Raw genomic sequence first — 17,328 nt, 5'->3', positions numbered from 1 at the left:
TTCTTTACTATCCAGTCTAAGAAAAGATTTATGTATGAGGATCTATAGTTTACATGGGACATCACTCCCTTCGAGTAGAATTTTATGATTGATTTTGGCTGAAAATAGTGTGGTTGAAAAAAGGTCAAAGTGTAAAATGGCGAAGATACCATTATGACGGTGCTCAAAAAACTTCATAGTAGTAAATTTTAAAAGGAATTCAAAATACGTAAGGACTTACATAGAGGTGTTAAAGAGAATGTGAAGTGGTAATATGAGGTATTTTATTTAATAGTTTCATAGTCTGCTAAATTTGTCAAAGTAGACTTTTCGACAAATGTCCTTAACGAAATACATGAATGAGTAACGCCCTAAGTAAACCTGCACATCAATTGTTATATACGTATAACAATTGATGTGCAATTCAAAGGGTTAGTTTCCATTAAAACAGCGCTAATTGCTCTTCTTCTCCAAGCCTCACCATTGCTTCAGGGTCATTGTCTTTAAAGTAAGCTGTTCTAATTTCTTTAGTTTTGGTCATGATTTGTGTTTCTCCGCTTGCAGATTCTTTCAGGCGACAGCTATAAACAACAGGGAAGTATTTTCGAATAAATTTTCCTTCTGCATGGGCCGTTAAAGCGATCATTTGAAAACCTAATTGTTCTGCAATAAAAAAGACAGGTTCTAATACGTGATCACTCGAAGCTTTTCCAAATGGATTGTCGACTATGACCGTCCGGTGTCTCTTTTGGTTTCCTTGAAGAGGTACTCTTTTTTCGGCCAAATAGTTAAGAATACCGAGGAATAGTGTCATGTTCTTACTCCATTTTTCTCCACCAGACCAAGCATTTGACTTTTCCCAACTAGTAAGAGCACCACTTACTTTACCATCATTGCTGACTTTTCTACACTTAACACTTATATCTTTTTCTTTCATGACATTTTTCAGCAGCTGTTTCGTATGGAGCCACTTTTCGATCTGTTTGCGAACGAGTGACTCGTCTTCTTTTCCTTCATCATCTTTATACTCATCCTTGTCTAGCTGTATGACCATCCAATCAATATGATGACGAAGGGCCTCTTTCCCTTCTTGTTCATCCCAATCAGGAACTGTAAAGATATAAATGTCTTTTGATTTATCTTCTACTTTTACACGAGTCTGCTTTGGAATTAACCTTAATTCATCAGCAATCGTTCGCAAGTAAAGATGGAGATGGGAGATAAATTGTTGTAATTGCTTGTCATGCTCCCTCATATCTTCTTCAGCAATTTTCACAGTTCGATGAATTCGATCGCTCATTTTTTCTTGCCATTCGATTACATCGCTATACGTAAGTTTATGCTCTATTCCTGTAATGCAAGTATTCCGTAACTTTATATCAATGATTTTCTCGTGGCAAAACCTGATAAATTGTGTCTTTTCAACATCCCGCCTTTTCTGCAAAGAAACCACTTTTTCTTTTACAGATGACAGGGCTTCAACTGAATGAGACACAATCTCCATCCGCTTATAAGCATTATCTTGTTTGATTTGCTCATCTAAAAGACGTTTCGGAACACTTTCATGTAAGAAGGCAAAGCGAAAATCCTGCTTCTCTAATTCATTAATGGCTTTTTCGATTTCTTTCGCCAATGACTCATATCTTTTTTGTTCACTAGTTAAAAAAACATATTTTTCCTGAAGCTTTTCCCGCTCTAAATTAAGTTGTTCCTTTACCTCGGTAAGGTAAATATTAAAGATTTCGATATCCTGGTATAATTTTTGAAAATCACTTTTACGAATTTCATATTCATTACTTGCTTTAGACCACTGCTCTTGAAGTCTCTCAACAGTTGGCCTTAAAGTTTCGATTTTTCCTTCTAATTCCCTATTCGACTTGCTTAGCTGAGTAATTTCTTCTTTCCCATGAGCTGGAAATTCAATCACATCGACTAATCCATATTGTTGCTCTAACAGGTCCTTTTCCCCGATTAATTCTTCAAGTTTCTTATTCACTGTGCCTATTCTTTCTACTAATAACTCCCTGCCTTCTTGCTTATCTTCTAACTTTCTTCTCAATGATTTCCGTTCATTTACTAATAGCTCATAACCTTTTGATGAGAATTTTGGAATCTCCTGTACTACCTCTTTATAATACGTATCGCCCCTTAAATCATATAATGGCTCTTTAGCTAACTTTAATTGCTCGCCTAATTCATCAAGTTCTTTCGTAAGTTTAGTCAGAAGCCTTCCCTTTTTCTCTATTCTTTTAGTTACTTCATCCAATTCTACACGAATTCTTATAAGCTCTTTCTGATAGAACTCCCATTCCTTCTTTTTCGTAAAATAATTTCTTCCTTTAGAGAGCATGGACTCTAATCCAGTATAAATGCTTTTAGTATCGGCTAATCGCTTAGTATAGTCTGTTATCTCTTTTTCTTTGTGGTCGACCTTCGAATTAAGCTCATGCAACACTCGTTTTTGTTTTCCTTCTTCCTCCGAGGCTACTTTTAATTGTTCTTTTAAGTGAGCATACTGCTCAAATGGATATTTCAGAATAAATTCACGAACCTTCGATAAAACGCTTTTCCAGTTTTGGAGCTCTGATTCTTTATTCGTCCGCTCATTCTTTGATTCCTTCGCTTGCCTTTCGACCTCACTCTTCCAGTTATGGAACTTTTCTATAGAGAGGTTTTCTTTCCATATACGAGGAAAAATCTGTTGATCATTTGATTTTCCCTCTTCCCGAATCAATGTCCGAGCTTCTTCCTCCGTACAAATGTAAATTGGATGAGACATCTCCAATTCAACACTATGTAGCTTATCACACAGCTTCATCACTTCTGCTTCCGTCACAATAAACGTAATAGCCCAATACTGATATTTGAGAAAATAATCCTCCACTGATCCTTCTAAAGATCGGGCTGCCTGCTGAACGAAATCAGTTCCTAGTTCAAGATAGGTAAACTGATTTCGCCAACGATTTTTCCATAGCTCAAGTTTAGGGTCTGCGGTAAACGATGTGTTATTTTGATAGTCATCAGCGAATCTCGTTGCCTGTCTTTCTTTGAATAATAGGTCTTCTTTTTCTATTGTAAGCTTTTCAACCCTTTCTTCGAGCTGAACGATAATGGTTTCTTCTTTTTCATAAATCGAATTGTAATACATCCATTGGGGCATTCGTACAACTAGATCTGATAAAATCTCGTTTTGTTGGTCTTCGATAACTTTTATTTGTTGCCTGTAAGTAGTTGCTTCATCCCGAAATTTATAATACTCCACTTGCACATTTGGGATCGCTTCCTTTAGTTCCCTTTTCGATTGCTCCAATTCTTTTAGATGACTTTCAAAAGCAACAATTTCTTCATCACAGCGTTGATAATCACGCTCCCATTTCGGAAACTCTTCCTCTACACTTTCTTTGAGAGGGTTAGCCAAAATTTCCTTCGCAATTTCTTTCATATCTTTTTCTAAAAGCTCTTTTTTACCATTTAGCTCTGTTTCCTTTAGCTTTCTCGTTTCAGCCTCATCTTTAAGACTAGAAAACGCCCTTTTCTCTTGCGCTATCTCATCCTGCTTCCTGCTATTTTGAAGATCCACTTGCTTTATATTTCGTTCTATCTTTTCTTCTTCATGGGTGAAATACCCTTTCAAAAAAGCAGTATTGTCGGCTAATTGCTCCTCTAGATCGATGGTTTCTTCATCTTTTTCTAGGGAGCTAAGTTGTTCTTCATAATGAAGGCGTAATTCCTCATTTTTCTTTATATCCTCAAGAACTTTCGCAACCTTTAATTGGGTTAATCGGCTATTCTTTTCTTTTTGCTCATGTATGAATTGATCGAATTCCTCTTTTTCCACTTTATACTTATCAAATGCGGCATCTTTCTTTTGCTGCAACAAGGAGATTTCATAGGATTTGTTCTTCCGCTCCCATTCTTCCTGCTCAGCTTGCCAATTTTCTATACTAGTTTGAATTTCCCTTAAAGTTTCACTTGTCTCTTCTTGCTCAACTTTTGTATGATTGTACAGTGCTTTTGCATTTGCCTTCTGTTCCTCTAGTTGTCTCTCTACTAGATCTAATTGCTTAAAGGAAGATACATAACTTTCAATTTGTTTTTCTACTTGTTTATTCTCTTCTATTACGCGTCGTAACCTTTTATGGGCTTTAAAATGCTCACGCTGTTTTTCAAATGTTTGGACAAAATCGGTCGAGCCTTTTCCGGCGATTGCCTCTTCTACGGTTGGAATAAGCAGCTGGTCCACAAGTTGGGATGTCGTTTTACAGCCATCAAAGAAACTTTCCACTCCACCTTCCGAACTATTAATGATGGCGATTTTTTTCCACTCCGAAGCGATAATTTTAAATCGATCTTCTAAATGTTGATGATAGCTTTTTACCGTGACAAACGTACTCGCTTTTAAAGGATGTGATGACTTCATTGTCAGATAATATTCATACATCTCATCACGATTCGCAGGTCGAAGCTTTCCATTTGGAGTTGGTCGGACAAAGGGTAATTTCTCAATTCGATGCTTGTCCCCTTCATCATACTCATAGGTATAACGATATGATTTGACCCCTTCTTTTTCCATAAATAAGGTAACAGCGGTAAGCCCATAACGTCGTGGTCGTTCATTTATAATCCATTCAATCGCGATATGAGAACTTGAAGACTCCAGGGAAAGGGTTTCCTTTATTTTGCGTTCTGCCAGTTCTGCATTGGGTAAAATCGCCTGAATGGCCGTTTGAATAAATACGGTCTTTCCTCCACCATTTTCAAGTAAGATCGCCCCATTACGGCTATCAAATAGGAAAATATCGTCATTGTAACGTTTTGCTCCACCTTCATACACGACATTGGTGAACCTAATTTTTGAAATGGAAGGCATTTATACCTCCTCCTTTTGTCGGTCAATCGAATAAATAAACTCTAAAATACCCCGATTATACTCCAACTCCATAAAATACCTTTGGACAATCACTTTTGCTTTTTCTGTTAATTGCAATTCATCGTTCCCGATGTCTTGCACTAATTCTTGCGCAATCAAAAACCTTTTCACCGTATGAAGAAAACTAAGTCTGCTAATAGTTCTTCCAGATTGGGATTTGGCCGTTTCTTTTAAATCATCCATATCTGCCCATTTTCCAATAATGGCACTCCAGCTATACTCGTATTCCTTTTCGAGCTCTTTTAATTCTTCTTCCCCGATTGCTTGCAATGTTTCTAGCCTTTCATTCACTTGCTCTAGCCAGTCATTCATCGAAATGAAATCCCGCGTAGGCTCTGTCGTTTGATAACTATCGTAAAATTCTCCAATAAGGATAATAATGGTCACATACATAAAATAAATATCTGCATTAACTGTTTTTCCCGTAAAATAAGTTTTTTTCAATGTATCATTAGAAATATGAAAGGGGGAATTCAAAGCCAATGGTACAAAGTAGAGGCGTTCCCCCACTGAGAAAATCGTACAATCAACTTCCTTGGCAAATTGATCAACGAGCCCTCTAACCTTGTCTTCTGCCAAATACAATCTGAGCTCATCGCCCTCACTATAACCCTTTTGACTAATTTTTGCGTAAATTTGAAAAGCCTTTATTACTTCTTCTTGTCTATAATCCATCTTCTTCACCTACTATTAAACGCAGCTTCATATTTTGAATAGAAAACCGCTCTGTCACTGTTATAATTTCAGGTAATTCTTCTACTTCTATAGAGGAATATTGATGTTTAATTAACTCTAAAACTTCTTCAAATAGTGACTCATTACTTTCCTCTCTTTTTTCATGAATAATGGGTGATCGTTGATGGAGACAATACCAGAATTGATAAAATAGTCTTCGATTCAACCAGTCAGGATCCTCTACACGAATTCGTTCGACCACTTCTTTTAATGTTATGGCATCTTTCCCTTCCATTATCTTTAGAAGGAGAGTCATAATATCCCCAAATAATTTCCGAACCTGAGCATTTTCTAGTTCCTGTAATACCTCGTCTGAAAGTTCATCAAAGTCATTTGTTCGTTCGATCCCGTCTTGTGTTTCAATTCGTTGCTCTGAAAAAATCACTAGCGGAGACCAAGTTTCGCTCTGTTCAATTTTTAGAAATGGCTCTATTAATCTTTTTGATGCGACTAGAGGTAAAGGTTTACTTACTAGCGGAGCTGTAATTTCTTGTTTAAAGTTAAAAGAGTCAATCCCTACAAAATATAGAGCCTCTTGTGCAGCATGTAACGCTGTTGTTTTTAAATCGATACTTTCCTTCAATAACATTGTATGAGTATGATGCACTTCCCCAAGCTCCCGATCAATTTGCAAAATTAATTCGTAAGCTTTTTGCTCCTTTTCCGAGTTCATATCGTAGGCCAAGCGATTCTTTGTTTCTTTTACGAAAGTATGTAATTCAGTGAATTCCTCATTTTCTCTTGTTAATCGGGAATTGATGTCCTCTACCATTTGTTTATAACGTTCATACGTTTCATCCGAGATAATATTTCGTTGAATTTCATGTTTCACAATGGTCATTCGATTTCTTAACGATTCCACATCAATATGCATTTCATCAATTTGCCTTAAGGCACCTACAAATTCCCCTTTTTCAAGCTGTTTCCTTAAGACTAACTGGTTAATGGAAAGTTGAAACTCAGTGAAATACTCCTTCGTTGCAAAAACGAGTTCTAGCCCTTGTTCATCTAATTTATAATATTGGGTATTGGAACTAACATCTGCTCGATCGGCTTTTAAAATGGAATAATGGACAGATTCGTACTCCCTTGTTTCCCAGTTATAAAATGTTTTTTCATTCCGCTTTCCACTCGGTGGACGAAAGGTTTCGACTATGGTTCGAGCAACCTTTTCAAACCCTCCAAGGGAAAGTGAGTATTCACCTCGATTTATCGTATATAAATATTGAGCTAAATCTTGTATACTTGTTTTTTTGTTTCTAATTAACATGTTTTCAAAGAAAAATAATAGGGTTAATAGACCATATCCGAAGTAATCAATGGGTTGGTTATTCTCATCCTTTTCCCTCTTATTTTCTAATCGGAATAACGGATCAAATAATGCTAATCGCTGCATTCGTTCCCGATAATTTTCCGTTATCCCTTTTAATTCTATGTCCATAACGTGCTCCTCCATATATGATGTAACTCTTCCTTCATTAGCGATTCTTGAGGATAGTAACCATTTTCCTGAAACATAGATGCAATGACCTCTTGACCTTTTTTACTGAAATAGTGTAAAAAGTGCTGAATCGCCATTTCATTCCTCGTTTGATTTTCTTTCCCTTCATAGTAGGGCTTTCTAAGCATGGCTTCATAAAAAGAGGTGGCCAGCTTTACGTTGTATTTTTGGTAGAGGTGGTGGAAAATACTTATCCCTTCATAATCTAAGTCTCCAAAATAATAGATTTCATGTTGAATTTCCTTGTCAGTGAGGCCAAGCTGCTTGGATAGTTGGTTTAGACTCGAAGATATTTTCCATCCTGAACCGTATATTAGTGTAGTGAAACTGGTATTTAATAATGAATCTATTAGTCCGGAATAAGTTGCTTTATTTTCTACAATGAGGTGTCTATGTACGCTTTGATTTGACAGAAGATGGTTCGGGTTTATTGCAAACATGAGAGGGTCTGGGGTTTTCATGATTTTCAACTTATCCCACAGATTCATTTTTTCTAAAAGAGTTTTTCCACCCTTTTCATCAATCCATTTCTCATCCTTCATTATTTCGTAAGAACGCCCCGAGCTATTCGTATAGGTGGTAGGTAGTCCGTTTTTCTGTAAATACGCATCGATTATTTCGATCCATACTTTATCCTCCATCCATTTCTTCTTAGAAGAAGATATATATGATTGTAGCTCAATTACAGGATGCACTCTGAATTGCATCTCTAGAATCTCTTCAATTAAGGATTGCTTCACTTTTCCTTTTTGAATACGAAAGCTATTGGGCAGCCCCCTCCAATTGGTTCCATGGCTTTTAACAGCAGTAATAAAACCTTCATTTATTAAGGCTTGAATAGTCGTTGCAAAATCATCATAAGTGTCACGAGAATCAGCAGTCTTCTCTAATTCACTTAGTGTTATCGTGGATTTTTTGGCTATTTCAAGGATTGAGATTAATCTTCTTTTCATAACATCATCTCAACTTTCGAAAGGAATTTGTGATTTGAAATAAAATAATAGTCTAGTATTTACTTCGATAGTTATATTATATAACAACTAAATTCCTCTTATATGGTTATTTTTTTATTTACGGGCAGAGCTTTTATAAATATGACATCGCTAACATCAACCAAATCATCTTTGAGCATTACCTGTTGATTTAAAGCAATAGTTCTTAGCCACACCATTTTGAGTTATAGATGGGATGAAGAAACAGCCTTTGTGAAAACTCCCTTCCCTCTGTTTTCCAATAAAAAAGAAAAGGTAGCTGCCATTCGTTGTAATTAGACAATGGCAGCTACCTTGAAATATATTAATTGCTCTCACTAATATTCCTCAAAAGAGATACTATCAAACTTCTCGCATAGTTCTTTAACAATCTCAATATACGTTGTTTTCGCAGTTGTTAATTCATTGGATTATAAGTAAGAATTCCTACTATAATATACCGTTCATACAGATCTAAATAAATCTCATTTGCATTAGGCTCTGCATTAATTTTTATTGACAATGATTGGGGCTATTCTGTAATATTTAACATTCAAATCTCTTCCATCTTCGTCAAGGGCTTTTGGTTATATTTTCATAACTAATTTAGCAACCGCCTCACAATGCATCGTCTGTGGAAACATATCCACCGGCTGCACTTCCACTGTCTTATACCCGCCATCCTCCAGTATCCGCAAATCTCTCGCCAACGTTCCCGGATTGCAGCTGACATACACAACTTTCTTCGGCTTCATTTCAATAATTGTGTCCAAAAGTGCTTCATCGCAGCCCTTTCGTGGAGGATCAACGACTAACACATCTGCAGAATTGCCCTGCTCATACCATTTTGGTATAACTACTTCTGCTTCCCCAACAGCAAACTCTGCATTAGTAATCCCATTGAGTTCCGCATTCCGTTTTGCATCTTCAATTGCTTCTGGAACAATTTCGACACCGAAAACCTTCTTCGCCTTTTGAGCAAGGAATAAGGAAATGGTTCCAATTCCGCAATAGGCGTCAATCACGTTTTCTTCACCGCTTAAATCCGCGTATTCTAAAGCTTTATCATAAAGGACTTTTGTCTGTTCCGGATTAACCTGGTAAAAGGACCGCGCGGAAATAGCAAATTTAATATCTCCGATGAAATCATAGATGACTTCCTCACCCCAAAGAACCTTTGTCTGGTCACCAAAGATGACATTCGTTTTCTTTGAGTTGACGTTGTGAACAATGGATTTGATGCCTTTTATTCGTGAGGTGATTTCTTCCACAATTTTGTTTTTATTCGGAAGGTCATTCGTTCTCGTAATGAGAACAACCATTACTTCTCCAGTTACGAGTCCGTGTCGGGCCATAATATGACGGAGATCGCCTTTATGTTTGCCTTCATCATACGCTCGAACACCATAACGGCTGCAAATGTCGATCACAGTCTGAACAACTTCATCATTTTTTTCCTGCTGAATGATGCATTCTTTCATATTAATGATTTGATGGGTACGCTGCTGATAAAAGCCGCCGATGAGGCCTCCCTCTTGCTCGCCAACCGGAACCTGGGCCTTATTGCGATAGCGCCAAGGCTCTTTCATGCCTAAGACAGGGTGAACCTTAACATTTTCGAGTTTTCCAATCCGCTCTAGTACGTCTCTAACTTGCTTTTCCTTCGCTTTCAGCTGCCCTTCATAGCTTAAGTGTTGAAGCTGGCATCCACCGCATTCTTTGTAAATAGGACAGGCCGCCTCAACCCGATAGGGGCTCTTTTCATACATTTCAACAATCCGGCCGAATCCATAGCCTTTATTCACCTTGATGACTTTAACTTTTGCCTTTTCACCGGGAAGCCCGTTCGGAATAAATAATGGATAGCCATCAACCTTAGCTACCCCAGCTCCATCATGAGTTAAATCTTCAAAAATTACATCTATATAATCATTTTTTTGTACTGGTAATGTTTTGCTCATTCGTTTCGTCCTTTTTTTCAGCATTAATAAGGGAAATTGTATCATATTATTGGGGGAATACGAAATACTGTTGAATCTTTTGTGTTAGAAACAAAAGAGGATATTACTATTAGTTTTTTGAGGGACCTTAGCAATCGAAGAAAATTAGGTAAGAAATTAACCGGAGTATTCACCTGGGAATTTAATGTTCAATATAACAATGTCAGAGCCATGAAACTCATAATAAATACAAAACTTCCTGACAATAACTCTAGAGATACCAATGAATTCTCCAAATTCCTCAGTATATGATTTAGATAGGATGGGATTTAGTAACAGGTCTTCAATTTCTAGTACGAGGTTTATTAAAAAATCTTGGGTTTCTTCCGGTGTAAAATGTATACTTTGAAGGGTAAAAAGTTTTTCATAGATAGGTTCTGGCCATATGACTCTTCTTTTATTTCTCATCATTAAAGTCCGTTTCTTTTATCCTGTTTATTAATTCTTTGGATGTCATAAACCTTTGATGACGATAGGCATCTCGACTCTTCTCAAACTTTTCCGCCAATGTGGGATCAGCAATTACCTCTTCGTTTATAGATATTTCATTTTCTGTCTGTAAGATAATCTTGAATTTTCCCTTTCCAGGGACAAAGATTTCACTTTCACTGTGGTTCTGATTCATTTGATTCATCTTTGTGATCAGTTCGTTCACAAGCCTTTCACTAATACTCATGTTTAACATCACCCCTTTTATGTAATTCTCTTATAGTTTATCACATTTCATATGCTTGGTATGCAAAAAGCCCGCCCCAATCGGAACGAGCTTCTCTTTTTTATATAGAACTTTCCCAATCCCGCGGGCGGTCTTCGTCACGGATTTGATCAATCGGAACAAAGACTTCTAAATGGCGATAGAGATTCACAAATTCAGCTGGCAGCAATCCGCCGAATTCGCCATCGAGATTTAGCTGCAGTTTTTCACTTGACTGCACTTTTATCCGGTTAGCCTGTGTATAAATAACCTGCGGATCATTAATATGCTCACCGCGGACTGCCAATGTAGCAATTCTGATAAAATCAGCCAGGTTTGTCTTTTTCAAAATTAATAAGGAAAACAGGCCATCATTAATCGATGAATCTGGAGCGAGCTTTTCAAATCCCCCGACTGAATTGGTTAACCCAACAAGGAAAAGCATCGCCTCTCCTTCAAAAAGCTTTCCATCATACTCAATACTCACTTCCGTTGATCGAATGGATGGAAGCATTTCAATCCCTTTTAAATAATAGGCGAGCTGCCCGAGCATTGTTTTCAGCTTGCTTGGCACTTCGTAAGTAAGCTCTGTCAGCCTGCCCCCACCAGCAATATTTATAAAATACTTATCATTAATCCGTCCAATATCAACAGGGATTGTATCACCTTTAGCGATAATATCCGCTGCCGCTTCAATGTCTCTTGGAATATGAAGGGCTCTTGCAAAATCATTAGTCGTTCCTACAGGTATAATTCCTAGCTTCGGTCGGTATGCTTGTTCTGCCAGTCCATTAACGACCTCATTAATCGTACCATCTCCCCCAGCGGCTACCACAAGGTCATATTTACGTTCTACAGCAATTCGTGCTGCGTTTGTGGCATCACCTGGGCCTGTTGTCGCATGGCAAGAGGTCTCATAGCCAGCTATTTCAAGCTTCTGCAACACTTCCGCCAAATGTTTTTTGAAAATTTCCCGACCGGAAGTTGGATTATAAATTATTCTTGCTCTTTTCATACCCATCATCCTATTATTCAACTTTTAGTTGTTTCATCCGTTTTTTCTTATTCCCTCTAACATAATATCGAAAAGGCATGAACATATCAATTTTTTGCCTAATCGGAAAATAAACCTAAATGCATGAATCCATTATTCCCAATATACAAGCTTAATTATCCCGCTCTCTAATACTAATAAATGCTGACCATTTGAAAAAGATACCCAGATTATCCGGGTACCTGCATTTCGTAATAAAGACTACTCGACTGTATTTAAACTCACCTGATAACTATTTAAAATCTGAAGCTGGTGACTTCCTTTCCCAGTTTGGTAGGTTGCTTGCTTAATGACGGAATCTGCATATTCATTCTGCACCGATTCTTTTGTAATGTTCCATTTTTCAAGGTCGCCTTGAATTTCCCGCACCCCTGATGCAGTAACTTTTACATTGCTCGAGTTTTGAATTTGGACTGAAAGATGGGAAACGCGGTCAACAGCCCAATCACTCATAAGGGAACGCGGTTTGAGAGTAATGGAGTTATCATTTCCATTCACCTCAAGTTTTACGTTGCTAGGAATAAGTATAGTGGCAGATAAACTTGCGAACCTGTCAAATGGCCCTACAGATTCACTAGGCAATCCCTTAAAGCTTATATAAAGGGTATCCCCTTTTTCGGTAATCGAAACGTAATCCTCTGATTTAGAAACCAGTTCTTCGTTTTTTCCTGACAGTGCACGATAGGTACCAAATATCGCTAGTTCGCTCTCGCTTGAACCCTCAATCGTAAGAGGGGAACGCTCCGCATTTATTACTACTCTTTTAATGCTGTCACTAATTTTCTGCTCAAAGCCTGGAAGCTCCAAGGTCCGCTCTTCTCTTTGCAAAACATCATTCAGTTTTTCCAAGAGCCCTGTGGAGCTAATGATCGCAAATCCAATTCCAACGGTTCCTAGCACCCCAACAAAGAAAATACTGAGAAAATCATATTTCAAAAAAGGCTTCTCCTGTTTTGTTAAAAGTAAAAAGACTAAAATTTCAATGCCAAGAACGATTAAAATAATGGGCCACCATGACATCATGACATGTAATAGCTTGTAGCCAAAGATCTGTGATAAAAGAAGAAATATTCCGAGCAAAAGGAGTGAAGCTCCCATAGAAAAAGTCCCAACACGCCAGGTCCTCATTAGATAACCACCTTTCTTTTTTAAACTATGGATGGGTTTGGGTTAAAGTATTTTTCTTGCAAGTAGTTACTGGAATCGCTATCTGATGCCTCCCCTCGCTTTTTTTCACATAAACGGGCACCTAGATCGCTATCTGATTCCCTGCCCTCGTACTTACCCACGCGAACGGGTACCATTGACCCTCTACTCTTCTGTTACCTCTATTTTCTTCTCCTTTTTCCCCGTGAGCAGCTTCAAGCCCCCGCCAATTAAGAGAATACAGACAACTGCTGTTTGGAAATAGCGCTCGAACCAATAGCGAATATCGATATTGATCGCATTCATTAGCATTGGTGATAGAACAGGCAGAAGAATATTCGTTGTTAAATAATACAGGCCAAGGAGCACGAGACCAATGCCGATCCATTTCTGATGATTAAATAAGTAGGAAATGATTGGCGTGTCCTCAAGCGGTTCATCTTCATATTTAGAAGCCTTTTGTAAACCATCGAAAAAGCTGTAAAACCATATAATTGGAATTAAAAATAAGAAAATACCTAATCTTAATACGTCCAAAATATAGATGGAAAACAGAAACGCTGCCATTAATTGAATTCCGCGGCGCTGCAAGCCTAGATATAGATGGCCGGCTCCAGGGAAGACGGAAAATAAAGTAGCGATGGCTTTACTTTTCTTCCCTTCCTCTCTTCGGGATTCGAAATCTTCTAAGATGGTGCGGTCTATAAGCTGTTCACCACGCTGCTTCTTATTTAATTGCTGAATGGCATCAAAAAATCCGTACACCCAAATGACAGGCAGTATCGCCCAAAAAATTAAGAATTCTTCTCTATGGGTCAATATTGCCACAAAAAACACCATAATGGCTAAGCCCATAAAAGCAATTAATAAGGTAATCCCGCGGTTCATTAAGCCGAGTTGAAAATGCCCTACACCGGGAATAAAGGATAATAGAATCGTCCGAAACCGTTCATACTCCATTTCACTTGTTGCCGAACCAGATTCGACAGGCATGACTTCCTTGCGATTTAACAGCCTAGATGCTGAAATTCCTGTATCAACCAGATTGACGATATATAAAAACACCCCTGCAAAAACGATGAATATTGCAACATCACCATCACCATTAACACCCAATATAAAGGTGATCGCAATCAGGAACAACTCCCCGAACATATAGGCTAAGCCTCGAAGTATTTTTCCTAAATATAACAAACCGCCACCAGGAAAAAATCCCAATAAAAACGCGATAATCGGATTTTTCATTATTTATTAGCCTCCTTGCTATCTTTATCCAACGAATCCATCCAGGCGAAGGTTTTGTCTACAATTCCTTCTGTTACCGATATCCTTTTTTCCTGGAAGCTTGGTGTTTGAACACTTACTGTATATTGTGTAATCGACTGGAAAACGCCAGTTGTCATTAGTAAAATGGTCATGGCCGCTGCGACTGTATAGTGAAATATCGCTGTTTGATAAAAAGGCCGGCTTTCCTTCCTCTTATTCACGACCTTTAATGAAGGAGGATGACTCTCGGCGATCTGCACCATGATTGAATTAGTAAATTCAACATCATTCTCAACCTCTGGCAATTCGCTTTCCGCCACCGTTACCGCCTCTAGATATAAATCCAAGCATTGGTCACAAGTATAAAGATGGTTTTCATACTCCTCGCGGACGTCTTGATTGAATTCATTTTTCACGTATTTCATCCACTCTTCTATTGAATAATGCCTCATGAAAAATCGTCCTCCTTCCAATGCTTCTTCATCCAATTGCGGGCACGGTAAAGCTTTGTCTCAATTGTCTTCACTTGAACATTTTGTTCCGCAGCCATTTGCTGATACGTCTTATCTGCAATGTAAAAATCGTAAATGACGTTTCGATAATTTTCAGGCAGCTCATGGAGCTTTTCACGAACACGGGAAACTTTTTCTTTATGTATAATCTCGTCCTCTACACTTTCCCATCGAGTCCTCAATATTTCATTTTCCGCCACATCTATTATATCTTCTTGGCTCCGATTCTGCTTCCTCTTTACATCAATTGCATGATTAACTGCAATTCTCGTTATCCACGTTTTAAACCCTTGATTTTCATATTGGGAGAGAGAGGTGTAAATCTTAATAAAAACTTCTTGTGTGGCATCTTCCGTTTCTTTTTGGTTTCTTAATACCGCGTAGATGGTCCGGAACAAATCATTGCGGTACTTTTCAACCAAAAGCCGAAATGCATGGTTATTGCCGCTTTTTACTTTTTGGATTAGAACTTGGTCGCTAATCGCTCTCTCCCCCTTTCTGACAGCTTCCACCTTAATAGACGAAAGACAGGACCTCTATCCCTACACTAAAAAGTAATTTTTTTAGAAAAAATATAATGGCATAGAAAAACGCTTAGAAAATTGGCTTTCCCAAGCGTTTTCAAAAAATGTATTTTATTAAAATAGCCAAATATAAAAAGCTAATGCAATTAATGATAGGATGGTAGCTATCACGTATATAATCGTCAGATTCATTGTATTCCGTTTAGCTGATTTTCTGTAATTAGGATCACCTTTAGTAATAAATATAATAGTAGTAATAATTGCGATAATGGTGGTGACGATCACAAAAAATATCACTGCTGTCATCAAACTCCTACCCCCTTAAACTATATTTCCCACATATATATAGTGTAAATCTCTTTATATTTAAGATATCATTTCTTTGATAGAGATATAAGTGATTTAGATCACATAATAGCCTGTCTAAAAAATTTCCGCACAATCAGAAATCAATCCATGGTAAGATAAAAATAATTACTTTACCAAATTCATGGGAATTACCACCCACTATTTTCCGTTAAAGGATGATATGATGACAATATTATTGTTTGTAGTTGCCTATCTTATCGGATCCATTCCGACTGCACTTATTGTTGGAAAGCTAGCTTTTAATATTGATATACGCGAGCACGGCAGCAATAATCCAGGCGCCACAAATACATTAAGGGTTCTTGGAAAAAAAGCCGCTATCATCGTCTTGCTTATCGATGTTGGAAAAGGGGCTCTTGCCGCCTTTCTTCCTACTTTAATAGGGGTAGAAACGGATTCCTTACTAATTGGGCTCTCTGCTGTTATGGGGCATTGCTTTCCAATTTTCGCGGGATTTAGAGGGGGAAAGGCGATTGCCACAACGGCAGGGGTCCTTCTTGTAGCGAATATATGGATGTTTTTGGCTGCCTATTTTGCTTTTTTCTTTATTATCTTTATATCGAAATATGTATACTACGGATCACTAGCAGTCGGCCTGACTCTGCTCGTCTATTCCTTTTTCACACCTGGCCGCGAGCATGAACTTATTTTTTCTATTTTTCTATTATTATTGATTTTCCTTCACAGATCTAATATTCATAATCATTTCCATCGGCGTGAACCAAAAATTAACGATAAAAATTTAAAGAATGACCGTATTCCGCCAAAAAATAATGCAAAACGCGCATAAAAATACTCCATTGCAGCCGAATATTGGATCGTCCAATATTCGGCTTTCTTTTTCAAATAATCGTTATATCTTTGATTTGAATGGCCCTCTGTATTTCGCTTCACGCAGCTCGAGTGCATATGCCTCTAAATTAGGCAGCCCCATTTCCCTTGCTATGGACAGTTCTTTTTCAACATCATATGGAATTCTGACAATCTCAATTGAAAAAGGAGCAGTCCTGTCAGATAGATAATCCCCGTGAAGAATGGTATAAGTAGCTTGGGGAATATCAAGTGAATTCCCGACACTTCCAGCATTAAATAGTGTCTTTTGAGGTTTCACAGGCTCGATAAGGGCAGCATGAATATCGCCATAGCCAACGACATCTGGTAATTTCCCATTATGATTGATGTTCTCCGTATTATCAAACATGGCAAGCTTTTCTTCATATGTATCTCTCATTGGAACAACCCGGTGGTACACACTTTTCGCTGAAGCATGAAAAAGCCTGACATATTTGCCGCTCATATAAAAATCATGATGGAATGGCAAGGAACTAAGATAGTTCAGGGCATCCTTATCTAACTGGTCCTGGTGCCATTTCACCTCGTCTATTTCAACCGGTCTCTGGATAAAATCATCCCAATTCCCGAGCACAACGACCTCACAGCTCTCTCTAATTCGTTCAACCGATTTTTGCGAGTTTGGGCCTTTGCCAATGAGATCCCCTAAACAGAATATGGTTTGGATCCCTCTGGATTTAATATTGTCCATGACTGCTTCAAGTGCCGTTACATTCCCGTGAATATCCGAAATAACCGCTATACTTCCCATCTGCCTGCCCTCCCAACTTTTATTAATACTTTCTCTATATTTAA

The 17,328-nt window shown here is 37.9% G+C and carries 14 protein-coding genes; 1 reads left to right on the top strand and 13 read right to left on the bottom strand.

Annotated features, from left to right (window positions below; translation table 11 throughout):
- Positions 1-421: 421 nt before the first annotated feature.
- The 12 genes from RRV45_RS03260 to RRV45_RS03205 form a co-directional block, all read right to left on the bottom strand.
- A complete protein-coding gene (locus RRV45_RS03260) occupies positions 422-4,849 on the bottom strand; it encodes a coiled-coil domain-containing protein (protein ID WP_315667311.1) in 4,428 nt (1,475 codons plus the stop codon).
- Complete coding sequence (locus tag RRV45_RS03255; protein ID WP_315667310.1) at positions 4,850-5,584, bottom strand: DUF6063 family protein; 735 nt, start codon at positions 5,582-5,584, stop codon at positions 4,850-4,852.
- On the bottom strand, positions 5,574-7,085 hold the full coding sequence (locus RRV45_RS03250; RefSeq protein WP_315667309.1) for a replicative DNA helicase: 1,512 nt from the start codon (positions 7,083-7,085) through the stop codon (positions 5,574-5,576). Before RRV45_RS03250 ends, RRV45_RS03255 begins: the two co-directional genes overlap by 11 nt.
- Positions 7,076-8,098, bottom strand: coding sequence for a Wadjet anti-phage system protein JetD domain-containing protein (locus RRV45_RS03245; protein WP_315667308.1), 1,023 nt, complete (start codon positions 8,096-8,098; stop codon positions 7,076-7,078). The genes RRV45_RS03250 and RRV45_RS03245 overlap by 10 nt, the downstream gene beginning before the upstream one ends.
- A gap of 605 nt (positions 8,099-8,703) precedes the next feature.
- On the bottom strand, positions 8,704-10,077 hold the full coding sequence (rlmD, locus tag RRV45_RS03240) for a 23S rRNA (uracil(1939)-C(5))-methyltransferase RlmD (RefSeq protein WP_315667307.1): 1,374 nt from the start codon (positions 10,075-10,077) through the stop codon (positions 8,704-8,706).
- 436 nt (positions 10,078-10,513) lie between these two features.
- Entirely contained in the window at positions 10,514-10,792 is a 279-nt protein-coding gene (locus tag RRV45_RS03235) for a hypothetical protein (protein ID WP_315667306.1), read from the bottom strand.
- A gap of 100 nt (positions 10,793-10,892) precedes the next feature.
- A complete protein-coding gene (locus RRV45_RS03230; protein WP_315667305.1) occupies positions 10,893-11,825 on the bottom strand; it encodes a diacylglycerol kinase in 933 nt (310 codons plus the stop codon).
- Between the two features lie 240 nt (positions 11,826-12,065).
- Positions 12,066-12,992, bottom strand: coding sequence for a hypothetical protein (locus RRV45_RS03225; protein WP_315667304.1), 927 nt, complete (start codon positions 12,990-12,992; stop codon positions 12,066-12,068).
- A gap of 183 nt (positions 12,993-13,175) precedes the next feature.
- Positions 13,176-14,258, bottom strand: a complete 1,083-nt coding sequence (locus tag RRV45_RS03220; RefSeq protein WP_315668916.1) for a hypothetical protein — start codon at positions 14,256-14,258, stop codon at positions 13,176-13,178.
- Entirely contained in the window at positions 14,255-14,728 is a 474-nt protein-coding gene (locus RRV45_RS03215) for a hypothetical protein (RefSeq protein ID WP_315667303.1), read from the bottom strand. Before RRV45_RS03215 ends, RRV45_RS03220 begins: the two co-directional genes overlap by 4 nt.
- Positions 14,725-15,300 (bottom strand): RNA polymerase sigma factor, encoded by a 576-nt coding sequence (locus RRV45_RS03210; protein WP_315667302.1) that lies wholly within the window; start codon positions 15,298-15,300, stop codon positions 14,725-14,727. The genes RRV45_RS03215 and RRV45_RS03210 overlap by 4 nt, the downstream gene beginning before the upstream one ends.
- Before the next feature lie 126 nt (positions 15,301-15,426).
- Positions 15,427-15,621: a hypothetical protein gene (locus RRV45_RS03205; protein WP_315667301.1), complete on the bottom strand. Its 195-nt coding sequence runs from the start codon at positions 15,619-15,621 to the stop codon at positions 15,427-15,429.
- A gap of 223 nt (positions 15,622-15,844) precedes the next feature.
- Here RRV45_RS03205 and plsY point away from each other — a divergent pair, with 223 nt between their 5' ends.
- Positions 15,845-16,471, top strand: coding sequence for a glycerol-3-phosphate 1-O-acyltransferase PlsY (plsY, locus tag RRV45_RS03200; protein WP_315668915.1), 627 nt, complete (start codon positions 15,845-15,847; stop codon positions 16,469-16,471).
- A 63-nt stretch (positions 16,472-16,534) separates the two neighbouring features.
- Here the strand turns inward: plsY and RRV45_RS03195 are convergent, their stop codons facing one another.
- A complete protein-coding gene (locus RRV45_RS03195) occupies positions 16,535-17,284 on the bottom strand; it encodes a metallophosphoesterase family protein (RefSeq protein ID WP_315667300.1) in 750 nt (249 codons plus the stop codon).
- Between the last annotated feature and the right edge of the window lie 44 nt (positions 17,285-17,328).

The sequence above is a fragment of the Bacillus sp. DTU_2020_1000418_1_SI_GHA_SEK_038 genome, assembly GCF_032341175.1.
GTDB lineage: Bacteria > Bacillota > Bacilli > Bacillales > Cytobacillaceae > Cytobacillus.
Note: the sequence above shows the minus strand (reverse complement) of the source record. Positions and strands in the feature narration are given on the sequence as shown.